Raw genomic sequence first — 22,066 nt, forward strand, 5'->3', positions numbered from 1 at the left:
GGCACGGCACGGCACGGCACGGCACGGCACGGCACGGCACGGCACGGCACGGCACGGCACGGCACGGCACGGCACGGCACGGCACGGCACGGCACGGCACGGCACGGCACGGCACGGCACGGCACGGGCGAGGATCGCAGCAGGCCCCGAGGAAAGCAAGCCGCGCACCAGACACCATCACGCCCGGGAGAAAGCAAGCGACGCGCCAAATCCCCCGGCGAAACCCCGCCAGCCGTCGATCACGCCCTCGCGCAAAACTCAAGCGGCGCAGCGAAACCGGCTCAAGCCGAAGGCCAGAACTTTCGCCAGCCTTCAGCCTCCAGCGTCGCCGGTTCGACTCCGGCTTTCCGGGCGGCCGTCTCCGCCGCGCGGATGTCGCGGGCGAACTGCTTCGCTACCGCCCGCAGTTCGCCTTCGGGGTCCAAGCCGCCCCGACGGGCGGTGGCTGCCGTTCGGAAGAGTTGGGCTGGAGCCGAGGAGTCTTGCGGGAACAGATCCAGCGGGATGCCCGCCCGGCCGCTGCGCTGGCCCAGTTTTCCGGCCAGGGCGACCGCCGGCTGACCCAGTGCGACGCCGTCCACAATGGACTTGCGTTGCTTCTCGGCCTGTTTCAGCTCTTCCCACTTCAGTTCCTGGTGCTCCGCCGAGGCGATGCGGGCCGCGTCGGCGAAGACGTTGGGGTGGCGGCCTACCAGTTTGTCCACTAGGTCGCTGGCCACGTCGTCGATGGTGAAGGGCGCGCGGCCGTGTTCGGCGGCTACGCGGGCGTGGAACAAGACCTGGAGGAGGACGTCGCCCAGTTCCTCGCGCAGGGCCGCGCGGTCGTTGTCCTCGATGGCTTCCAGCAGTTCGTACGTTTCCTCGACCAGGTACTGGCGGAGGGATTCGTGCGTCTGCCGGGCGTCCCACGGGCAGCCGCCGGGTGAGCGCAGGCGGTCCATGACCTCGACCGCTTCGACGAGCGGGGGCACGGGGGTTTCGATCAACCGGGCACCGGTGGCGAGCATGGCGGCCGCGGTGGGTTCGGTGCGGGAAGCGGCTAGCAGCACGATGTCCGCGAAGGACTCGCCGACCGGCGGGACACCGAACTGCGCCGGATCGACGTCGGTCGCGGCGTACACGGCACTGGTGCGAAGCAGGGGCAGAGCGGCCGCGGGCAGGGTCGCGCCGCGGACCAGGATTACCGTGCCGGTCACTGCTGCGCCGGGGCACCGCCGTGCAGCGGCACGGCCACGCCCGTCACCTCGGCCGCGCTGGGGGCGAGGTTCATGCCGACTGCGTCCCACACGCCGTAGCGCGGGTTGATTTTGAAGTCCACGTTGCCAACGTACGGCTGGAGCATCCGCACGCCGATCGCACCCAGCTGAGCCGCGGTCGGCTGCTGGACCTGGTCGGTGGCGACCTTCGCGTCCGTCGTCCGCTTCCGCACCACGGCGGTGACCCACCAGGTCGGCGCGCTCGCCGGATTCGGCTGGAACGCGATCGCGGTGTTCGCCGGCACGCCGAACAGCACGGTCGCGGCGTCCTGCGGCGACGACAGCGCGGGAGCCTGCTGGCCCACGTTGCCCTGCGCGCCGCTCTGGATGTCGGCCTGGATCTTGCCCGGGTCGCTCGCGTACTCCTCGGCCTTGGCGATGGCCTGGCTGCGCGCGGCCTTCGGGTCGATCGACGGGGCCTGGCTCTCCGAGGTCGGCGCGCCGATGCTGGTGTAGTCGAAGTTCACCGAGAGCGTCGGGAGGTACTTCAGCGCGATCCGCTGCTGCAGGTACTGGTCGGTGATGGCCTCGCGGTGATCGCGCAGCCGCCAGACGAGCTGGGTGACCGCCGCGGACTGGTCCTGCGTGACGGCCTCGGGCACCGGCGACGCGAGCGGATCTTGTTGCATGGCCTCGCTGACGGTGGCCTCGTCGACGGCAATGCCTTCCTTCTGCGCGGCCTTCACGACGACCTCGTGCAGCAGCGTCTGCCGGACGATCTCGCGCCCGACGAGGTCGAGCTGGTGCCGCGACGCGAGCTGCCGGGCGTACGGCTGCTCCTGCACAGCGCGGTCGAGCAGCGCCTGAACCTGGTCGATGGTGGTGACCTGACCGTCGACGACCGCGGCCATGCCCACCTGACTGGGGCCGGTACCGCATCCGGCGAGGAGGAAAGCTCCGGCGAGAACGGCGCCCAGCGCACGGCGGCGCCCCATGATCCGCATCACAGGCCCTACCCTCTCACATGGCCTCGAAACGCAACACCATCGAGGCATTCAGCGGGCTATTGTCGACATATGGACTCTTGGTTGTCGATCGAAGTCCTCGACGGGGCCTTCGCGGCGAGCGCGTGGCAACGTGCTCACGGCGACCGTCTGACCGAGGCCGCGCTGACCCACGGCGCCGAGCAGTGGACGTGGCACGTCCATCGCTGGGGCGTGACGCTGGAGATCGAGTTTGCGTCGGAAGAGGCACGGGATCGCTTCCGACACCTGCCTGCGGTGACCGCCGCCCTCGACGCGGTGCCGGATCCGGAACGCGGGCTGCTCGTGTATCCGGGCCGCGGCGGCGGTTCGGGAGCCCGGGTGCCGCGACATCCACGGCCGTTGCCGATGTCCGGGTGCGGGGCGCTACCTACGCCACAGGAGGAAGCGGCGCTGCGGCTGGCCACGGCGCAACCACCGGGGTTCGAGGTCTGCTCGACCAGCTGACGCCTGGCCACGGAAAGCACGCCGTGGCCAGAGCAGTAGAAGCTCGCCAGGGAGACCGCCGCGCGCCGATTTCGTACGGCAGCACGGTGGGTCAGGCCCGCGGCGGCGGTTCGGGAGCCCGGGTGCCACGGCATCCACGGCCGTTGCCGATGTCCGGCCGCGGGGCACTGCCTACGCCACAGGAGGAAGTGGCGCTGCGGCTGGCCACGGCGCAACCGCCGGGGTTTCGGCTAGCTGACGCTTGGCCGCGGAAAGCACGCCGCAGCCAGAGCGGCAGAACCTCGTCCCGCCGAAACCGCTCGGGGTTAGGTCCGCGGTTCGGGAGCCCGAGTGCCGCGGCGGTGCCTCGCCATCGAGACCGCCGCGGGTACCGGCGGCGGATCAGGCGAGGCACGCCGCAGCGCTCACACCGCGGCTGGGGTTTTCGTCAACTGCGCCAACAGCTTCGTGCACCAGTCGAGCAGTTCCTGGTCCCGCAGCACCGGCGCGCCCATTCGGCCGCCGGCTGGGCCTTCGGTCGGCTTCGGCACCGACACCGTGTTGGTGATCGCCTTGTACAACGCCTTGGGGTACAAGCGTTTCAGCCGCACCAGCTGCGAGTCCATCAACGGCAGCGGCGCGAACCGGATCGTGTTGCCTTGTGCCGCGACCTCGGTGACGCCCGCGGCACGGCAGGCGTGCCGGAACGCTGCGACTGCGAGTAGGCGGGTTACGGGGGCGGGTGGCTGGCCGTAGCGGTCGACCAATTCCTCGCGTACCGCGTCGAGGGCCGCAGTGTCCGGGGCTGCGGCGATCTTGCGGTATGCCTCCAGCCGCAGCCGTTCGCCGGGGACGTAGTCGTGCGGGATGTGCGCGTCCACGGGCAGGTCGACGCGGACTTCGGCCAGTTCCTCGTCCTCCGCCGGCTCCGCGCCCGCGTGCCGCCGGAAAGCCTCGACCGCTTCGCCGACGAGCCGGACGTACAGGTCGAATCCGACGCCCGCGATGTGCCCGGACTGTTCCGCGCCCAGGATGTTGCCCGCGCCGCGGATTTCGAGGTCCTTCATCGCGACCGCCATGCCCGCGCCGAGTTCGGTGTTCTGCGCGATGGTGGCGAGCCGGTCGTGCGCGGTTTCGGTGAGCGGCGCTTCCGGCGGGTACAGGAAGTACGCGTACCCGCGTTCGCGGCCGCGCCCGACCCGGCCGCGCAGCTGGTGCAGCTGGGCGAGGCCGAGCATGTCGCCGCGTTCCACAATCAGCGTGTTGGCGTTGGAGATGTCCAGGCCGGTCTCGACGATCGTGGTGCAGACGAGGACGTCGTACTCGTTTTCCCAGAAGCCCTGGATGATCTTTTCGAGCTTGTCCTCGTTCATCTGCCCGTGCGCGGTGACGACGCGCGCCTCCGGCACCAGTTCGCGGATCCGCTTCGCCGCCTTCTCGATCGACGACACCCGGTTGTGCACGTAGAACACCTGGCCATCGCGCAGCAGCTCGCGCCGGACCGCGGCGCCGACCTGTTTGTCGTCGTATGCGCCGACGTAGGTCAGGATCGGGTGCCGGTCTTCCGGCGGGGTGAGGATGGTCGACATCTCGCGGATGCCCGCCAGCGACATCTCGAGCGTGCGCGGGATCGGCGTCGCCGACATGGTCAGCACGTCGACGTGCGTGCGCAGCGCCTTGATGTGTTCCTTGTGCTCCACGCCGAACCGCTGCTCCTCGTCCACGATCACGAGGCCGAGGTCCTTGTAGCGGATGCCGGTCTGCAGCAGCCGGTGCGTGCCGATGACGATGTCGACCTCGCCGTCGGCGAGCTGTTCGAGGATCCGGTCCGATTCGGCCTTGTGCGTGAACCGCGAAAGGCCCTTGATGGTGACCGGGAACGACCGCATGCGCTCGGTGAACGTGTTCAGGTGCTGCTGCGCGAGCAGCGTGGTCGGCACGAGCACGGCCACCTGCTTGCCGTCCTGCACCGCCTTGAACGCCGCGCGCACCGCGATCTCGGTCTTGCCGTAGCCGACGTCGCCGCAGATCACCCGGTCCATCGGGACGCCGCGTTCCATGTCCGACTTGACCTCGTCGATGGCCGCGAGCTGGTCGTTGGTCTCGGTGAACGGGAAGGCGTCTTCCAGCTCGGACTGCCACGGCGTGTCCGCGCCGAACGCGTGTCCGGGCGCGGCTTGCCTGGCCGCATAGAGCTGCACCAGTTCCGCGGCGATCTCTTTGACCGCCTTTTTGGCGCGTGCCTTGGTGTTCTTCCAGTCCGAGCCGCCGAGCTTGTTGAGCGTGGGCAGTTCGCCGCCGACGTAGCGGGACACCTCGTCGAGCTGGTCGGTGGGCACGAACAGCCGGTCCCCGGGTTGGCCGCGCTTGGACGACGCGTACTCCAGCAGCAGGTACTCGCGGGTCGCGCCGGCGACCGTGCGCTGCACCATCTCGACGAACCGGCCGATGCCGTGCTGGTCGTGCACCACGTAGTCGCCCGCCTTGAGCGCCAGCGGGTCGACCGCGCCGCGGCGGCGCGACGGCATCTTGGTGTTCAAGTCCTTTGTGGACGATCCGGCGGTGGCGCCGCGGCCGGTCAGGTCGGCCTCGGACAGCACCACGAGCGCGCGCTCCGGCGAGACGAAGCCCTCCGCGAGCCCGCCGCAGGTGACCGTGACGACCCCGGCCGGCGGGACGTCGGCGAGCACCTCGACGTGTTTCGCCGGGACCTCGGCGGCCATCAGCTGCTCGACCGCGCGGCTGGCGGTGCCCTGCCCGGCGACGACGAGCACGCCGGTGCCGCCGGACGCGAGGTGCGCGCGCAGGTCGGTCATCGCGCGTTCCAGCTCGCCCCGGTAGGCGGGCGCGGGCTCGATGCCGACGCGGTAGACATCCGGGTCTTCGCTGGTCAGCTGGGTGAGCGTCCACCACGGGCGCTTTGTCTCCTGCGCGTGCGACGCGATCTCGGCCAGATCGCGGTACGCCGACGCGCCGAGGTCGATCGGGGCCTGTCCGCCCGCCGCGGCGGTGGTCCAGGAGGCCTCGAGGAACTCCTGCCCGGTGCGGACGAGGTCGGCCGCGCGGGCGCGGATCTTCTCCGGATCGGCCAGCAGCACGTGACTGCCCTGCGGCATCGCGTCGGTGAGCAGCGCCAGCTCGCCCTCGCAGAGGACCGGGATGAGCGCTTCCATGCCCTCGACCGGGATGCCGCCGGACAGCTTGGTGAGCATTTCGGCCAGGTGCGCGTCGGCCTCGTACGTGGTGGCGAGCTCCGCCGCGCGCTCCTTGACGTCCGGCGTGAGCAGCAGCTCGCGGCACGGCGGCGCGGTGACCCGCTGGATCTCGCCGGGCAGCGAGCGCTGGTCGGACACCGCGAACGCGCGGATCTCGCTGACCTCGTCGCCCCAGAACTCGACGCGGACCGGATGCTGCGCGGTGGGCCCGAACAGGTCGAGGATGCCGCCGCGGACCGCGAACTCGCCGCGCTTCTCGACCATGTCCACACGCGTGTACGCCAGCTCGACAAGCCGTTCGAGCAGGTCCTCGAAGCTCTGTTCCTCGCCGACGACCAGGTCGATCGGCGCGAGCGAGCCGAGCCCGGGGGCCATCGGCTGGATGAGGCTGCGCACGGTCGCGACCACGACCCGCAGTTCGTCGTCTCCGGTGTGCAGGCGGTGCAGCACTTCCAGCCGCCGCCCGACCGTGTCCGCGCGCGGCGAAAGGCGCTCGTGCGGCAGCGTCTCCCAGGACGGGAAGTCGGCCACGCGATCGGGGCCGAGCAGCGCGCCGAGCGACGCGGTGAGCTCGTCGGCCTCGCGTCCGGTGGCGGTGACGGCCAGCACCGGACGGCCCGCGCCGCCGCGCTCGGGGTCTTCGGCCAGCGCGGCGGCCACGAGCTGCCGTACGGCGACAGCGCCTTGCAGTTCGAGCAGTGGGGCGCCGGCGCGCTCGACAACGCCGCGCAGCGCCGGGTCGGGAAGGATGGCTTGGAGGAGTCCGGACAGTACAGCGTCGGTCACCATCCCAGCCTACGTCGCGGCACCGACAAGTTTTCGCTCCCCGGCGATCACCTCCGCCAACAGGGGCAGCTGCTGCTCGACCGCGCCGGGTTCGAGGGAGCCGACGCGCAGCAGCACGTGCTCCGCTCCGGCCTCGGCGTAGCGGCGCACCGCTGCCGCGACTTCCGAGATCGGGCCGGTCACGGTCGCCTGGATGGTGCTGATCTGTGCCAACGGACGCCGGTAGGTCGCCTGCGCGTAGTCCTCCAGAACGCGACGGCCGCGGCGCGGGTCAGGGTCGACGTAGACCGTCAGGAACAGCGACGGCGTGACCGGGCGATCGCTGGCTGCGCGGATCGTCGCGAGGCCGGACGCGTAGTCCGCGGGGTCCGGCGGATACGGGAGCCAGCCGTCGTAACGCAGCGCGGTTCGGCGGAGCGCGGCCGGCGTCGCGCCGCCCAGCCAGATCGGCGGACCACCGGGGCGCGCGGGCCGGACCGCCGGCGGCAGCCAGTCGTAGTGCAGCACCTTGCCGTGGAACGACTGCGGCTGCCCGGTCCACAGCTCGCGCCAGAGCGTGACGACGTCGTCCAGATGCGAGAACCGCGTCCGGAAGTCGACCCCGGCCAGCTCGAACTCCCGCTCGCTGAAGCCGGGGAAGCCCGCGCCGACGCCGACCGCCAGCCGTCCTTCGGAGATCAGGTCGACGGACGCGAGCGTCATCGCGGTCTGCACCGGATTGCGGTGTGCGGGCAGCAGCACGGCAGTGCCGACGGTGACGCGTTCGGTGGCCTGCGCGACCGCGGTGAGCAGGGTGAGCGGTTCGATCCGGGGACGGGAAAGCGAGTCACCGGCCCAGATCGACGCGAATCCGAGCCGTTCGGCTTCGCGGGCCAATGCGACGAGGGCACGCGGGGTGCCGCCTGCTTCGAGCTGTGCCTGTCCGGCAGGAAGAAGAAGTCCGAATTCCACGTCGCCGACGATCCAGCGCGGCCGGGCGTCCCGGCAATTCCCTGCGGGGAATGGCAGGCGGACACGAGCACCGGCCAGAATCGCGCAGTGCCCACTTCGTTCGCCGACGCCTTGCGCGACGCTCGTTCCCGCCGTCGGCTCAGCCAGCTCGACCTCGCGCTGAAAGCCGGGACGACGCAGCGCCACGTCAGCTTCATGGAACGCGGCCGTTCGCTGCCCGGCCGGGGCATGGTGGTGCGCGTCGCCGAGGCGCTCGACCTGCCGCTGCGCGAGCGCAACGCCTTGCTGCTGACCGCCGGATACGCGCCGGTCTACCCCGAAACCCGGATGGACGACCCCGCGCTGACGCCGGTGCTGGAGTCGCTGCGCGCGCTGCTCGCCGGGCACGAGCCGTATCCGGCGCTGGTCGTGAACCGCTACGGGGATCTCGTCGCGGCGAACGACAGCTTCGGCCTGCTCACCGAGGATGTCGCGGCGGAGCTGCTGGAACCGCCGGTCAACGTGCTGCGGCTGGCGTTGCACCCGCGCGGGATGGCGCCGCGGATCCAGAACTTCGCCGATTGGGCGCAGCACGTGCTCGAACGTCCTCGCCGAGGTCTGGCGAACGGACCCGACCCGCGCCATCAGGCGTTGCTGGACGAACTCACCGGCTACCTGCCGTCGCCCGGCGAACCGTCCGGCGACCACCTCGGGTTCGCCGTGCCGCTGCAGTTGTCCAGCTCGGCGGGCGAACTGCGGCTGCTCACCGCGATCACGCACTTCGCCACGGCGGTCGACGTGACGGTCGCCGAGCTGAGCCTCGAAACCTTCCTGCCCGCCGACGCTTCCACCGCGGAACTGCTCAAGGCGCGACCCACCCGGTGACCTGACCCAACGTCAGCTCCACCCCCGCCCACAGCACTGCCGCGCACACACTCCCGATGAAGAAGCGTCGGTACGACAGTCCGGCGGAACCGGCGACGCGCGGCACGAGAGTGCGTACGCCCGCGAGGCACCGCCCTAGGACTACTGCTGGCACGCCATAACGCGCGACGGTCGCTTCAGCCTTGTCCCACTTCGCTTCGCCGATCCGCTGTCCTACGCGCGACCGTCGCAGCTTCGGACCCCACAGTCGTCCCTCCCAGTACGCGAGCTGGTCCCCCGCTAACGCCGACACAACGCAGACCGTGAGCGCTGGCCACAGCTGTAAAGTCCCGCGCTGCACAAGGAAACCCATGAGCAGCAAGGTGGACAGCGTCGGCAGCACGATGCCGGGCAACAGCGCCGTCTCGGCCATGATCACCAGCGCGCAGATCAGGTAGACGAGCGGCGCGGGAGCGTCAAGAAGCGGCTGAAGCAGGCTGTCCATAGCGGTCCAGTCCCGACCGCACCGGCAAAGCCGCGCGGTACACGTACGCCGGCGGCAGGTTCCGCCAAACCACACTGGTGCGTTCGACAACCGCGAAGCGGCTTCGCAGCAACCGTGCGAACCGACGCGCTGGCGGCGTCCACGCGGTGTGCGCGTACGCGAAGGTGGTGAAGCGGCCTTGTGGCGACAGCACTTCGCAGACGGCATTCAGTACCGCAGCCTGTGGTGCGGCGTGCATGGCTGTCCACGGCAGGCCGGAGACGACCACGTCGACTGGCATGGTCACGTACGCAGCGACGTGTTCCGCGGAGCCTTCCGCAACGTGCAGCGACGGGAATCGCTCGCGAAGCTCCTGTACGAGGTGCCTGTTGATTTCGACCGCAGTGAAATGCGCGTCGCGCTGAAGGATGCGAAGCAGCGCTTCGGTGAACACGCCCGTTCCCGGCCCTAGCTCCACGACGCTGTGCGCGCTTTCGACGCCCAGCCCGGCAGTCATCACTCCGGCCAGCCGTGCCGAGCTGGCGGCGATCGCGCCGGTACGCATCGGATGCCGGAAGAACTCCCTGGTAATCGACATGTTTTGTACGGTAGGAAGCGGCTCGGTCATCGCGGATCGACTCGGTCGGCGGGAAAAGTCGTCCGCTCGGAGGACCACCGCCATCCTCCGGAACGACGCGCGCGACGACGTCCGCGAGTTACGTTCGTTTCGTGCGTGGACTGGTGATGTGGGGACGCAAGCAGCGTTGGCTGCTCGACTTGCCGCTGTACGCCGTCTTCGCCGCCTTCGGTCCCAACATCGCGGATCAGGCGACCTGGCCGATCCGCATGGTGTCGATGCTGTTCCTGCTGCCGCTGTTGGTGCGTCGCCGCTATCCGCGCACTGTCGCGCTCCTGATCCTCATCGGAGTCGCTGTCGTCTATACGAACGAGATCTGGGCGTACGACCGCGGCCGCAGCGACCTCGCGATGGCAGTCATGCTGTACACGCTCGTCAAAGCGGGCGACAGATGGTTCATCGGCTTCGCGGTAGCTGTCGTCGGCCTGGACACTTTCTGGGGATTCACCTGGGGTGCCAACACCCTGAACCCGACGCTCACCATCTTCGGCCCACTGCCGCTGTACCTGGCAGCGTGGGCGCTCGGCGCGTTCTTCCGCACGAAAGAGCAACTGTCCGAAGAAGAACGGTTAAGAGCGGAGTTAGCGGCGTCCGAGGAACAAGCCCGCAGTCGCGCTTCAGTCGCCGAAGAGCGCACACGGATCGCGCGCGAGCTTCACGACGTACTCGCACACAGCATGAGCGTGATCGTCCTGAACGCCGAAGGAGCGAAGCTCGCGCGCCATCACGATCCGGATGCTGTCGACCGTACGCTCGACACCATCAGCAAAACCGGCCGTTCCGCGCTCGCCGAGCTACGGCGGCTGTTAGAAGTGATGCATGCTGGCGAACCCGCGCGCGCTCCGCAGCCGACGCTCGACCAGTTGCGCACGCTCGTCGCACAGTCCGGCCGCGACATCACGCTCGAAGTCGACGGCGACATCGCCGACCTGCCCGCCGGCGTCGCGCTTCAGGCGTACCGCATCGTTCAGGAGGCCTTGACCAACATGCTCAAACACGCGCCGCCCGACGCGACCGGCCGGGTCCGGGTCGCCTTCGCCGGTCCGGAAATCCGCGTCGAGGTGACCAATTCCGGCGGACGGCAACCGGCCGCGGCGGGACTGCCCGGGTCCGGGCGCGGCCTCACCGGCATGGCGCAGCGCGTCGCGATGTACCACGGCAAGCTCGAAACCGGCGAGTTGCCGGACGGCGGCTACCGCGTGGCGGCCACGCTGCGGACGGACGCCGCATGACGTCCGTGCTGATCTGCGATGACCAGGAACTCGTGCGCGTCGGGCTGCGGATGATCGTCGACAGCCAGCCCGACCTGGAGGTGGTCGCCGAGGCGGGCGACGGCGCGGAAGCCGTCGAACTCGCCCGCGCGCGACGGCCGGACCTCGTGCTGATGGACGTCCGGATGCCGGTGCTCGACGGCGTCGCGGCCACCGCGCAGATCTGCGCCGAACTGCCGGACACCTCGGTCCTGGTGATCACGACCTTCGACCTCGACGAGTACGCCTACTCCGCGCTGCGCGCCGGGGCCAGCGGATTCCTGGTCAAGGACGCGCCGTCGGACGAGATGCTGGTGGCGATCCGCGGCGTGCTGCGCGGCGACGCGATGGTGTCGCCGTCGGTCACGAAACGCCTGCTCGACCGCTATCTCAGCGCGCACCGGACGCCGCTGGACGAGCAGAAACTGGAGACGCTGACCGAACGCGAGAAGGACGTGCTCGGCCTGATCGCGCGCGGACTGTCGAACACCGAGATCGCCGGGACGCTGTTCATCGGCGAGACGACGGTGAAAACGCACGTCGGCCGGTTGCTGAACAAGCTCGGGCTGCGCGACCGGGTGCACGCGGTCGTGTTCGCGTATGAATCCGGATTGGTACGTCCCGGCGGCTGAATCGGGGCATGCTGGACCCATGCGTCTCGTCGCGGTGCTCGCCTCGGCCCTGCTGCTCGCCGCCTGCTCGGCGGCGCCCGCCTCGGCCCCCGCCCCGGCCAAGCCGGAGCAGGGCCGGTTCGCCGTGCAGGAGGTCGCGGACGGCCTCGAACACGCCTGGGACGTCGCCTTCCTGCCCGACGGTTCGCTCCTCGTGCCGCAGCGGCCCGGCAAGCTCGCGCTGGTCCGCGACGGCCGGACGACCGACGTGCGCGCCGATTTCTCCGACGTCCTCGTGCAGGGCGAAGGCGGCCTGATGGGTCTGGTGCTGGCGGCGGACTTCGCGACCTCACGCGAGTTCACCACCTGCCAGACCCACCAGGAAAACGGCCGCGCGGTGGACGTCCGGCTCGTCACCTGGCGGCTCGCCGACGACGGCGCGAGCGCGGCGAAGGTGCGCGACCTGCTCACCGGGCTGCCGGTGAATCCGAGCGGACGCCATTCCGGCTGCCGCCCGACGCTCGCTCCCGACGGCGCGCTGCTCGTCGGCACCGGCGACACCGCGCGGTCCACGGTCGCGCAGGACCGGCACAGCCTCGGCGGCAAGGTGCTGCGGATCAACGCGAAGACCGGGGAACCGTTGCCGGGCAACCCCTTCCAGTCCTCCTCCGATCCGAACGAACGCCGGATCTACACCTACGGGCACCGCAACGTGCAGGGCGTCGCGATCCGGCCGGGCACCGGTCAGGTGATCACCTCCGAACACGGACCGGCATTCGACGACGAGGTGAATCTCCTGCGCCCAGGCGGGAATTACGGCTGGGATCCGTCGAAGGGCGGCACCGACCCCAGCTACGACGAGAGCGTGCCGATGACCGACACCAAGCGGTTCCCGGACGCGGTTCGTCCACTGTGGACGACTGGCCAGATCACCGAGGCGACCAGCGGCGACGCCTTCCTCACCGGCAAACAGTGGGGCGCGAACGAAGGCGCACTGGTCGTGGTCGCGTTGAAGGGACAGAAACTCCTGCTGCTGCACCTGGACGCGGCCGCGAAGGTCACCGGAGTGACGCTGCCCGCGGAATTCAACGACAAATTCGGCCGGTTGCGCGCGGCTCGAAGCGGACCGGACGGCTCGCTGTACGTGACGACTTCCAACGGCAGCAACGACAAAGTGCTGCGCGTGACCCCCGGCTGAGGTCAGCCGACGTATGCGCCGCCGTTCACGTGCACGACCTGGCCGGTGACGTGCCCGGCCTCCGGGGAAGCCAGGAACCGCACCACCTCGGCGACATCCTCCGGCTTGCCCGCGCGCTTCGTCATCGTGTTCTCGATCAGCCGCTCCTGGCGTTCAGCGGAGAGTTTCCCGCGGAAGAATTCGGTGTCCATGATCAATCCCGGCGCGACGATGTTCGCCGTGATCCCGCGCGGCCCGAATTGCCGTGCGGTTTCGGTATTCCACACCTCCACCGCGGCTTTCGCCCAGCCGTACGATTCGGCGCCGGTGTGCCCGGCGATCGAACCGATCGTGACGATGCGGCCGTTGTCGGCCAGCCGGTCCCGTAGCGCCGTCGTCACGAACGCGGCGCTGAACAGATTCGCGCGAAGATTAGCCGTCCAGGCAGCGTCGAGCGCTTTCAGGTCTCGGCTGTCTTCGTGCAGGAAATCTGTGTTGCCGCCGGCGTTGTTCACCAGCACGTCGATCCGTTCGGGCAGCTGGTCGCGCGCCGCCTCGACCGCCTCGGGATCGCTCGCGTCGAAGCTCACCGCACGCGCGCCGAGCAGCGCCGCCGCCTCGGTGAGCACGTCCTCGCGCCGCCCGGTGATCGTGACCCGATCACCCGCCCTGGCAAACGCCGCGGCGATCGCGTACCCGATTCCGGTACCGCCCCCGGTTACTACCGCTTCCCGATTCATCCCCACGTCCTTTATTGCTAAAGTACCTCTGGTGGACGACGGTACCGGCGGCGGGGAAAACCCGTCAAGCGACGAGGTGGACGAGATTCAGCGGGCGTGGCTGCGAGAGCGGCCGGGCACGCCGGTGTCGTCCATCGGCGTGATCACGCGGATCTGGCACATCGCGAAACTGCTGGAAGACGACCGGCGCGCGACCATGCTCGACCTCGGGATGGACGCCTCCACCCGCACCCTGCTCAGCACGCTGCGCCGGGCCGGGCCGCCGTACCGGCTCAGCGCGGGCGAACTCGCGAAACGCTGCCGGGTCAGCCCCGGCGCGATCTCCCAGCAAACCGCGCGTGCCGAACGCGACGGGCACGTCCGCCGGGTGAAGTCCACTTCGGACCGTCGCGGGGTGTACGTCGAGCTCACCGACGCTGGCCACGAGCTGATCGAACGCACCGTCGGAGATCTGCTGGAGCACGAGGAAACCCTGGTGTCCGCGCTGTCCCCGGCGCAGCGCGATCAGCTCGCCGACCTCCTGCGCATCCTGCTCGCGGACCTCGACCGGCGGGCGCGGAGGTAGGGTGGCGGACATGCCCTCCATCGACAAAGTCGCCTGGCTGCACGTGGTCGACGGCAAGCTGCTCGCCGCGCGCTCGGCGGGCAAGGACACCTGGTACCTGCCGGGCGGGAAACGCGAGGCGGGCGAGTCGGACGTCGAAACGCTGGTCCGGGAAATCGCCGAGGAACTGAGCGTGACGCTGGATCCGGCTTCCGCGCAGCTGGCCGGAACCTGGGAAGCGCAGGCGCACGGCAAGGCGGACGGCGTCGTGGTGCGGATGACCTGCTACACCGCGAAGTACACCGGCGAACTGAAGCCGAGCAGCGAGATCGAATCGTTCGGCTGGCTCGCCCATGCTGATCGCGACCAGGTGTCGGCGACGGTCCAGCTGATCCTGGACGACCTGCACGCGCAAGGAAAACTGGTCTGATGCTGCGACTCGGGACAACGGTGCTCGGAGTCGCCGATGTCGAACGCGCGATGCGGTTCTGGTGCGAGGCACTCGGGCTTGTCGAGGATCCGGAATGGGCGAGCGCGACGTGGAAGACGCTGGCCCATCCCGGCGGCGCGCACGCACTCGGCCTCATGCGAAGCGACTCGCCCGCCGAACCCCTGCCGCGGCTGCACCTGGACCTCTACACCGACACCGCGGACGAACAGCGCGCCGAGGTGGAACGGCTCATCGGGCTAGGCGCGCAACGGGTCGACTGGCCGCATTACCCGCCCGAGCCGGACTTCGTCGTCCTCGCCGATCCGGACGGCAACCTGTTCTGCGTCGTGGATTTGAGCAACGCGCCGTCCGGAAGCTGAGGACTCAGCCGAGCAACCGGGGCTTGTTCTCCAAGTGGGACAACCCGTTCCAGGCGAGATTCACCAGATGCGCGGCGACCTCGTCCCGCTTCGGCTTGCGCGCGTCCAGCCACCACTGCCCGGTGAGCGCGACCATGCCGACCAGCGCCTGCGCGTAAAGCGCGGACAGCTTCTCCTCGTACCCGCGCGCGGCGAACTGCTGCGCGAGGATGTGCTCGACCTGGCTCGCGATGTCGTTGAGCACCGTCGAGAAGGTGCCGGTGGAACTGGCGACCGGGGAATCGCGGACGAGAATCCGGAAACCGTCGTGGGAATCCTCGACATAGCTCAGCAACGCGACGGCCGCCTGCTCCAGCATCACCCGCGGGTGTCCACCGTGGAGGGTCGAGATCATCCGGTCGAGCAGCAGCTGCGTTTCCCGGTCGACGACGACGGCGTAAATGCCTTCCTTGCCGCCGAAGTGCTCGTAGACAACCGGTTTCGACACGTTCGCCCGCGCGGCGATCTCCTCGACCGAGGTGCCGTCGAACCCTTTTTCGGCGAACAATGCGCGTGCCACGTTGAGCAACTGCTGCCTGCGCTCGCTGCCGGTCATGCGCACCCGGGCGACCGGTGCGGCCGGCCGCGCGCCGGTGACCGCCGCTTCTCGTTTCGCCCGTCGTCTCCCCGCCATTCACTGCAGGGTAGTCGTGCGTGGCAATGCCGGTTCTCACCGGCACTGACCGGCACTGCCATTCACACCGTTATTTGCTCTCGGCCGCGATCCGGGCCAGCCGCTGCGGGGTCGGCCACCGCACGTCGTGCACCCAGCCGAACTTCTCGAACATCCAGATCAGCCGCGCCGACATGTCGATCTGGCCGCGCTTCACGCCGTGCCGGGCCGAGGTCGGGTCGGCGTGGTGCAGGTTGTGCCAGGACTCGCCGAAGGAGAAGATCGCCAGCGGCCAGAAGTTCGCCGAACGGTCGCGGGCGGTGAACGGGCGCTCGCCGATCATGTGGCAGATCGAGTTGACCGACCAGGTGACGTGGTGCAGCACGCACACGCGGACCAGGCCCGCCCAGAAGAACGCGGTCACCGCGCCCCACAGCGACCACGAGATGAGGCCGCCCAGCAGCGCCGGTCCGAACAGGCTCACCAGCGACCACAGCCAGAACAGGTCGTCGACCTTGCGGATGGCCGGGTCCTTCACCAGATCCGGCGCGAACCGCGCCTGGTTGCTCTGGTCCCGGTCGAACAGCCAGCCCATGTGCGCGTGCCAGAAACCCTTGGCGATGGCCAGCGGCGAGGTGCCGTACGCCCACGGCGAGTGCGGGTCGCCGTCGCGGTCGGAGAACGCGTGGTGGCGCCGGTGGTCGGCCACCCAGGTGATCACCGGGCCCTGCAACGCGATGCTGCCCGCGATCGCCATCACGACGCGCAGCCACGGCTTGGCCTTGAACGAACCGTGGGTGAAGTAGCGGTGGTAGGCGACGGTGATGCCCAGCCCGCTGATCCCGTAGAACACGACGAAGAGCGCGACGTCCGTCCAGGTCAGCCCCCAGCCCCAGGCGAACGGAACCGCGACCAGCAGCGCCACGATCGGCAGCAGCACCCCGAAGTACACCGACAGCTGAACGCCGATCCCGCGCTGTCCGTCGATGATCGGCTTGGGGCCCTTCGGCGGGTCGCCCGCTGACTGAGAACGATCGAGGGTGGCCGTCATGCGCTCACTTCTTTCCTCTCACAACCCCTTGCGAAGGGTGCCCTTACCTACGGTGTCGTAAGTTACGGTACAGGAGGTTTCCGGCGCTGTGGAGGCCCGAAAAGTCCGATTGCCCGATGCCCGGGACGGGCCTGTGGCGCACGCCTCCCCCTCCTGGCGCCCCCGTCCTCGATCATCGCTATCCTGACCTGGACCGATCCGCCGTAGTGTAATCGGCAGCACTTCAGATTTTGGTTCTGACAGTTCAGGTTCGAATCCTGGCGGCGGAGCTGCACATCCGGCGAGGGCGATGGGAGTGGGGGCGGCTGAGCGAGGAACCGAGCGACCCCGCGGGCGCCCGTCGCCCGACCCTGGTCGAAATGTCGGACGCGTGGCTGGTCGGGCGCGCGCGGGAACTCATCGCGGCCGTTCAGCGCCAGGAACACGAAAACCAGCTCGAGATCGTCAAGATCATGGACGAGCTGCTCGAGGAAACCCTCCGGCGGGGGGAACCCACGCTCGTCGCCCAGCTGCTGCGCGCCTCCGCGTTCTCCCGGCTCGTCACCCGCGGTCTCGCGGCCGAAGCGGAGCCCCGGCTCGACGAGATGCTCGCGCACACCCGGCGGCACGGCCTTTCGCTGCTGCGCGCGGACGCGCACGCGCTGCGCGGACGCCGGCTGGTGCTCGCCGCGCAGGAGGACGCCGCGCTCACCGAGATCGCCCGCGCGCTCGCGATCCTCGACGACTCCACGATCCCGGACCGCCAGGTCGGCGTCCGCAACTGGAACCGCATGCAGTCGATGGCGCTCATCGACTGCTGGATAGTGCTCAACCAGCTCGGCGTCTACGAGGCCGCCGAAGAGGTGATCGGCCGCGCGCACCAGGCGATCCGGGAAAGCGCGAGCCCGCACGAGATCACCCTGCAGCTGATGAACCGGGTCAAGATGCTGCTCGGCTGGGGTCTCCGGCTCGAGCGGATCGAGCAGTACGACGAATCGGCGGAGAAGTTCCGCACCGCCGCGTCGATGGCGGTCGCCGCCGAGGGCCCGTTCGCCGAATCCCTGTTCCCGCGCAAGATCGGCGTGTCCGCGGTCGACCAGGTCGGCGTGCTGGCCGCGGCGCTCGCGCTGCACGACCCGTCGGCCGAGCACGTCGAACGGTTGCAGGGCATGCATCTGGGCCACCACTACCCGCACGAGCAGGAGCTGGTCGCGATCGCGTTGGCCCGCTGCCTCGACGCGGCCGGCCGCCGCTCCGACGCGCTGCAGGTGCTGCGCGAGTCCCGCGACGTGCTGGCCGAGGACGTCTCGCAGCCGTCGATGCGGCTCACCCTCTCCCGCGAACTCGCCCGGCTCGACCCGGAAGCGGCGAGCCAGTCTTTGATCGACTACGCGACCGCGCTGGAAACCGAAATGTGGGCGCTGCGCGAATCGCAGATCGCCACGCTGAACGCGCGCCGCGAGCATGAACGGCTTTCCGCCGAGCACGGCGCGATCACCCAGCAGGCACTGCAGGATCCGCTTACCGGCCTGCCGAACCGCCGCGCGCTCGACGAACGCCTGCGCGCGCTGGCGTCGTCGGCGGACGCCCAGCCGCTCGCGGTCGCGCTGGTCGACCTCGACGGGTTCAAGGGCGTCAACGACAAGCAGTCGCACGCCGAGGGCGACAACGTTTTGCGTGTTGTCGCAAGCACTCTGCGCGACGCCCTGCGCGGCGACGACGTGGTGGCCCGTTACGGCGGCGACGAATTCATCGTGCTGCTGCCCGGCGCACCGGCGTCGGCGGCGAAGATGGCGCTCGGCCGCGCGGCCAAATCGGTCGCGACACTGCCGCATCACCTGTCGCACGGTGTGACGTTGTCCATTGGCTTGGTGTCGCTGCGTCCGCAAGAGCGGGCCGAACAGGTCCTCGCACGCGCAGATGCGGCGATGTACGAAGCGAAACGCGGCGGTGGCAACCAGGTGGCGTCGGCCAACTCGATGGCTGGCGACGGCACGAGCGGCTGGCCTGGGGAAACGGCTCCGACCGACCCCGCGTGGAGCGCTGAGGACCCCACGTAGGATCGTTGGTGCTCGTCAACGCACCGGTGAATCGTTGGGAGACTCGTGAGCGGCCCGCTGAGCACGCTGATCCTCGCTGCGGGTGAGGGCACCCGCATGCGTTCCTCCACTCCTAAGGTGTTGCACCCGATCGCCGGAAGGCCGCTGGTGGAACACGCAGTGCGCGCCGCCGCCGGCCTCGCGCCGCAGCATCTGGTGGTCGTGATCGGACACGGCCGCGACGCCGTGCGCGCCGAACTCGACCGGGTCGGCAAGGCGCTCGGCCGCGAGGTCGCCACCGCCGTGCAGGAAGAGCAGAAGGGCACCGGGCACGCCGTTTCATGCGCGCTGGCCGAGCTGCCGGAAGGACTCACCGGCACCGTGGTCGTCAGCTACGGCGACGTTCCGCTGCTGGACACCGAAACCCTGGAATCCCTGCGGGCCGAGCACGCCAAGGCGGGCAACGCGGTCACCGTGCTCACCGCCGAGGTCGCCGACCCCACCGGCTACGGCCGCATCGTCCGCGGCGCCGACGGTTCGGTCAGCGCGATCGTCGAGCACAAGGACGCGACGCCGGACCAGCGCGCGATCACCGAAATCAACTCCGGCGTCTACGCCTTCGACGCGGCTGTCCTGATCGACGGCTTGTCGCGGCTGTCGACGGACAACGCGCAGGGTGAGCTTTACCTCACCGACGTCCTCGGCATCGCCCGCGAGGACGGCAAGGGCGTCGGCGCGCTGGTCGTCGACGACCCGTGGGTCACCGAGGGCGTGAACGACCGCGTGCAGCTTTCGGTGCTCGGCGCCGAGTACAACCGCCGCATCGTGCGCCGCTGGCAGCGCGAGGGCGTCACGGTGATCGACCCGAACACCACCTGGATCGAGGCGGACGTCACGCTCTCCCGCGACGTGCTGATCGAGCCGAACACCCAGCTCAAGGGCCATTGCTCGGTCGGCGAAGGCTCCGTTGTGGGCCCGGACACCACGCTGACCGACGTGCGGATCGGCGCGGGCGCGTCGGTCGTCCGCGTGCATGGTTCGGGCTCTGAGCTGGGCGACGGCGTCAACGTCGGTCCGTACACGTACCTGCGGCCGGGCACGAAGCTCGGCGCGAAGGGCAAGCTGGGCGCGTTCGTCGAGACGAAGAACGCGCAAATCGGCACCGGGACGAAGGTGCCGCATCTCACGTACGTAGGCGACGCGATCGTCGGCGACCACAGCAACATCGGCTGTTCCAGCGTCTTCGTGAACTACGACGGGGTGAGCAAGCACCAGACCGTTGTCGGTTCGCATGTCCGGCTTGGGGCGGACAACACGCTGGTCGCGCCGGTGCGGATCGGGGACGGCGCTTACAGTGGAGCCGGTGCGGTCATCCGCGACGACGTTCCGCCGGGTTCACTGGCGCTGTCGGCCGGTCCGCAGCGCACCATCGAAGGCTGGGCGGTCCGGCGCAGGCCGGGGACGCCCGCGGCGGAGGCAGCGGAAGCTGCTCTCGCCGCCCAGCAGCAGGACACCGTTGTGTCCGAGTCAGCAGCAGGAACCGACGGGGAGTCGCCAGCATGAGTCCGAAGTCAGGTACGCCGAAGAAGAATCTGATGCTCTTCTCCGGCCGTGCGCACCACGAGCTCGCGGAAGAGGTCGCCAAGCACCTCAACGTGACGATCACCCCGCAGACGGCGCACACGTTCGCCAACGGCGAGCTGTTCGTGCGGTTCGAGGAGTCGGTGCGCGGTACCGACGCGTTTGTGATCCAAGCGCACACCACGCCCATCAACGAGTACGTGATGGAGCAGCTGATCATGGTGGACGCGCTCAAGCGCGCGAGCGCCAAGCGGATCACCGTGGTCATGCCGTTCTATCCGTACGCGCGGCAGGACAAGAAGCACAAGGGCCGCGAGCCGATCTCGGCGCGGCTCATCGCGGACCTGTTCAAGACCGCGGGCGCGGACCGGATCATGACGGTCGACCTGCACACCGCGCAGATCCAGGGCTTCTTCGACGGCCCGGTCGACCATCTGCTGGCCCAGTCGGTGCTCGCCGACCACATCAAGTCGACCTACGGCGACGCGGACATCACCGTCGTTTCGCCGGACTCGGGCCGCGTGCGCCTGGCCGAGAAGTGGGCGCAGCAGCTCGGCGACCGGCCGATCGCGTTCATCCACAAGACCCGCGACCCGGACAAGCCGAACCAGGCCGTCGCCAACCGCGTGGTCGGCAAGGTCGAGGGCAAGCTCTGCGTGCTGATCGACGACATGATCGACACCGGCGGCACGATCGTGAAGGCCACCGAGGCACTGCTCGAGGAAGGCGCGGCGGACGTGGTCATCGCGACCACCCACGGCATCCTCTCCGACCCGGCCACCGAACGGCTCTCGCAGTGCAAGGCCCGCGAGGTCATCGTGACGAACTCGCTGCCGATCCCGGAAGAAAAGCGCTTCCCGGGACTGACGGTGCTGTCCATCGCGCCGATGCTGGCGGAAGCCATCCAGCAGGTCTTCGAGGACGGCTCGGTCACGTCGCTGTTCGACGGCAACGCCTGAGTTACAGCAGCTTCTGACGACGCGGCCCGGGTTGGCGGCGCGGCCTGGATCAGGTCGCAGCGGCTGGCTCGGGTCGCGTCGTTTGCTGACTGTGCTCGGTTGGCGGGGATGTTCGTCGGACCCACACGTCCGGCAGTGCACCCGGGCAGAGGGCACACACGCGGTGCCCCGCGCGAACGGCACAGCACGCGGGGCAGGGCCGCGCGCGGACGGCACCTCGCTCGGGCACAGCCGCACGCGCTCGCCGCTGCACCCACACTCGGCGCCACGCCCGGGCGAAGAGCACACGCCCGGTGCCGCACCAGGCCAGATGGCGCACGCGCTCAACGCTCAACGCTCAAGCGAACCCACCGCACGCGAAGCAGCGCCGCAGGCGGACAGCACGCCACTCCGGCAGAGCCGCATGCGTTTCAGCGCCCCACGCGGACAAACGGCACATGCGCTCGGCACCGCACGCATTCAGCCCCTCGCCCGCACGCGACAGCCCGCACTCACCGCAGCACGCATTCAGCCCCTCACCCGCCCGCACTCACCGCAGCACTCAAGCAGTCCCGCGCCAGCTCAGCGCCACCCGTCTCCGGCACGCGCTCCGAGCAGCCACCCACTGTCGTCAGCCAAAAGCACCCCTCACCCTGCTCTCCTCCCCTCGCACCAGCACGACCTCACACCCCGCCCATATCCGCAGACAACCACCTCTCCGGCCGCATATGGATCGCCATGTGCTCGCCCAGCTGCGTCCGCTCGAACTCCACATACCCCGCCACTTTGTCGGCAGGCAGGTACCGCGCAGCCATCTCCCACGTCAGCTCGTGGCTGCCCGGTCGGGTCCGCACCACCGGGCCTTCCACTGACACGTACCGGACCGTCGGCTCGACTCGCTGCACCATCAGGCTGAACCGTCCCGCCGCCTGGATCGCCTTTGCCTTGCGCGATTCCGGCGGCGTGATCACCCACAACTCGCCGCCCGGCGTGTACTGGTACCAGATCGGCACCGTCAACGGCGCGCGGTCCGGGCGCTCGACCACCGAGAGCGCGCCGATGTGCGGTTCGGCCAGAAACTGTTCCCGTTCTTCCCTCGACAACACCATGCCC

At 69.5% G+C, this 22,066-nt stretch carries 21 protein-coding genes and 1 tRNA gene; 12 read left to right on the forward strand and 10 right to left on the reverse strand.

Annotation, left to right across the window (positions count from 1 at the left end; translation table 11 throughout):
- Positions 1-281: 281 nt before the first annotated feature.
- Both PUT80_RS33770 and PUT80_RS33775 read right to left on the reverse strand, forming a co-directional pair.
- The gene (locus PUT80_RS33770; RefSeq protein ID WP_275294545.1) at positions 282-1,196 is read right to left on the reverse strand and encodes a MazG family protein; all 915 of its coding nucleotides are present in this window, start codon (positions 1,194-1,196) and stop codon (positions 282-284) included.
- Positions 1,193-2,191: a hypothetical protein gene (locus tag PUT80_RS33775; protein WP_336162092.1), complete on the reverse strand. Its 999-nt coding sequence runs from the start codon at positions 2,189-2,191 to the stop codon at positions 1,193-1,195. The genes PUT80_RS33770 and PUT80_RS33775 overlap by 4 nt, the downstream gene beginning before the upstream one ends.
- 81 nt (positions 2,192-2,272) lie before the next feature.
- Here PUT80_RS33775 and PUT80_RS33780 point away from each other — a divergent pair, with 81 nt between their 5' ends.
- Positions 2,273-2,686 (forward strand): hypothetical protein, encoded by a 414-nt coding sequence (locus PUT80_RS33780; RefSeq protein WP_275294546.1) that lies wholly within the window; start codon positions 2,273-2,275, stop codon positions 2,684-2,686.
- 404 nt (positions 2,687-3,090) lie between these two features.
- Here PUT80_RS33780 and mfd read toward each other — a convergent pair whose 3' ends face one another.
- On the reverse strand, positions 3,091-6,669 hold the full coding sequence (gene mfd, locus PUT80_RS33785; RefSeq protein ID WP_063762927.1) for a transcription-repair coupling factor: 3,579 nt from the start codon (positions 6,667-6,669) through the stop codon (positions 3,091-3,093).
- Positions 6,670-6,675: 6 nt separating this feature from the next.
- Positions 6,676-7,617, reverse strand: coding sequence for an LLM class flavin-dependent oxidoreductase (locus PUT80_RS33790; RefSeq protein WP_275294547.1), 942 nt, complete (start codon positions 7,615-7,617; stop codon positions 6,676-6,678).
- Positions 7,618-7,704: 87 nt separating this feature from the next.
- On the opposite strand from PUT80_RS33790, the gene PUT80_RS33795 reads away from it, so the two are divergent.
- Entirely contained in the window at positions 7,705-8,481 is a 777-nt protein-coding gene (locus PUT80_RS33795; RefSeq protein WP_134734434.1) for a helix-turn-helix transcriptional regulator, read from the forward strand.
- On the opposite strand, the gene PUT80_RS33800 is transcribed toward PUT80_RS33795, so the two are convergent.
- Both PUT80_RS33800 and PUT80_RS33805 read right to left on the reverse strand, forming a co-directional pair.
- Complete coding sequence (locus PUT80_RS33800) at positions 8,459-8,965, reverse strand: DedA family protein (RefSeq protein WP_275294548.1); 507 nt, start codon at positions 8,963-8,965, stop codon at positions 8,459-8,461. The genes PUT80_RS33795 and PUT80_RS33800 overlap by 23 nt on opposite strands.
- Entirely contained in the window at positions 8,937-9,542 is a 606-nt protein-coding gene (locus PUT80_RS33805; RefSeq protein WP_167754463.1) for a methyltransferase domain-containing protein, read from the reverse strand. Before PUT80_RS33805 ends, PUT80_RS33800 begins: the two co-directional genes overlap by 29 nt.
- A gap of 146 nt (positions 9,543-9,688) precedes the next feature.
- On the opposite strand from PUT80_RS33805, the gene PUT80_RS33810 reads away from it, so the two are divergent.
- From PUT80_RS33810 to PUT80_RS33820, 3 genes are read left to right on the forward strand one after another with little or no spacing between them, the layout of a single operon-like run.
- Positions 9,689-10,813 carry a histidine kinase gene (locus PUT80_RS33810; protein WP_275294562.1) on the forward strand — a complete coding sequence of 375 codons (1,125 nt, stop codon included), beginning with the start codon at positions 9,689-9,691 and terminating at the stop codon, positions 10,811-10,813.
- Positions 10,810-11,463, forward strand: a complete 654-nt coding sequence (locus PUT80_RS33815) for a response regulator transcription factor (RefSeq protein ID WP_037820214.1) — start codon at positions 10,810-10,812, stop codon at positions 11,461-11,463. The genes PUT80_RS33810 and PUT80_RS33815 overlap by 4 nt, the downstream gene beginning before the upstream one ends.
- Before the next feature lie 19 nt (positions 11,464-11,482).
- Positions 11,483-12,640, forward strand: coding sequence for a PQQ-dependent sugar dehydrogenase (locus tag PUT80_RS33820; protein WP_275294549.1), 1,158 nt, complete (start codon positions 11,483-11,485; stop codon positions 12,638-12,640).
- A gap of 2 nt (positions 12,641-12,642) precedes the next feature.
- Here PUT80_RS33820 and PUT80_RS33825 read toward each other — a convergent pair whose 3' ends face one another.
- Positions 12,643-13,359 carry an SDR family oxidoreductase gene (locus PUT80_RS33825; protein WP_275294550.1) on the reverse strand — a complete coding sequence of 239 codons (717 nt, stop codon included), beginning with the start codon at positions 13,357-13,359 and terminating at the stop codon, positions 12,643-12,645.
- A 31-nt stretch (positions 13,360-13,390) separates the two neighbouring features.
- Between PUT80_RS33825 and PUT80_RS33830 the strand changes: the two genes are divergently transcribed.
- The 3 genes from PUT80_RS33830 to PUT80_RS33840 are packed head-to-tail and all read left to right on the forward strand — an operon-like array spanning position 13,391 to position 14,713.
- A complete protein-coding gene (locus PUT80_RS33830) occupies positions 13,391-13,924 on the forward strand; it encodes a MarR family transcriptional regulator (RefSeq protein ID WP_134667526.1) in 534 nt (177 codons plus the stop codon).
- Positions 13,925-13,934: 10 nt separating this feature from the next.
- Positions 13,935-14,333 carry an NUDIX domain-containing protein gene (locus PUT80_RS33835; RefSeq protein WP_275294551.1) on the forward strand — a complete coding sequence of 133 codons (399 nt, stop codon included), beginning with the start codon at positions 13,935-13,937 and terminating at the stop codon, positions 14,331-14,333.
- Positions 14,333-14,713, forward strand: a complete 381-nt coding sequence (locus PUT80_RS33840) for a VOC family protein (protein ID WP_134734439.1) — start codon at positions 14,333-14,335, stop codon at positions 14,711-14,713. Before PUT80_RS33835 ends, PUT80_RS33840 begins: the two co-directional genes overlap by 1 nt.
- A gap of 4 nt (positions 14,714-14,717) precedes the next feature.
- On the opposite strand, the gene PUT80_RS33845 is transcribed toward PUT80_RS33840, so the two are convergent.
- Positions 14,718-15,308 carry a TetR/AcrR family transcriptional regulator gene (locus tag PUT80_RS33845; protein ID WP_134667546.1) on the reverse strand — a complete coding sequence of 197 codons (591 nt, stop codon included), beginning with the start codon at positions 15,306-15,308 and terminating at the stop codon, positions 14,718-14,720.
- Positions 15,309-15,456: 148 nt separating this feature from the next.
- Positions 15,457-16,416: an acyl-CoA desaturase gene (locus PUT80_RS33850; RefSeq protein WP_275294552.1), complete on the reverse strand. Its 960-nt coding sequence runs from the start codon at positions 16,414-16,416 to the stop codon at positions 15,457-15,459.
- Between the two features lie 197 nt (positions 16,417-16,613).
- Between PUT80_RS33850 and PUT80_RS33855 the strand changes: the two genes are divergently transcribed.
- The 4 genes from PUT80_RS33855 to PUT80_RS33870 all read left to right on the forward strand — a co-directional run bounded on the left by PUT80_RS33855 (position 16,614) and on the right by PUT80_RS33870 (position 20,974).
- A tRNA-Gln gene (locus tag PUT80_RS33855) sits at positions 16,614-16,685 on the forward strand.
- 90 nt (positions 16,686-16,775) lie between these two features.
- On the forward strand, positions 16,776-18,455 hold the full coding sequence (locus tag PUT80_RS33860) for a GGDEF domain-containing protein (RefSeq protein WP_238604216.1): 1,680 nt from the start codon (positions 16,776-16,778) through the stop codon (positions 18,453-18,455).
- 45 nt (positions 18,456-18,500) lie between these two features.
- Complete coding sequence (gene glmU, locus PUT80_RS33865) at positions 18,501-19,997, forward strand: bifunctional UDP-N-acetylglucosamine diphosphorylase/glucosamine-1-phosphate N-acetyltransferase GlmU (protein WP_238604215.1); 1,497 nt, start codon at positions 18,501-18,503, stop codon at positions 19,995-19,997.
- Positions 19,994-20,974, forward strand: coding sequence for a ribose-phosphate diphosphokinase (locus PUT80_RS33870; protein ID WP_037820198.1), 981 nt, complete (start codon positions 19,994-19,996; stop codon positions 20,972-20,974). Before glmU ends, PUT80_RS33870 begins: the two co-directional genes overlap by 4 nt.
- 662 nt (positions 20,975-21,636) lie before the next feature.
- On the opposite strand, the gene PUT80_RS33875 is transcribed toward PUT80_RS33870, so the two are convergent.
- The gene (locus PUT80_RS33875; protein WP_037820294.1) at positions 21,637-22,062 is read right to left on the reverse strand and encodes a pyridoxamine 5'-phosphate oxidase family protein; all 426 of its coding nucleotides are present in this window, start codon (positions 22,060-22,062) and stop codon (positions 21,637-21,639) included.
- Positions 22,063-22,066: the final 4 nt, after the last annotated feature.

The organism is Amycolatopsis sp. La24, assembly GCF_029087445.1.
In the GTDB taxonomy this organism is placed as follows: Bacteria; Actinomycetota; Actinomycetes; order Mycobacteriales; family Pseudonocardiaceae; genus Amycolatopsis; species Amycolatopsis nivea.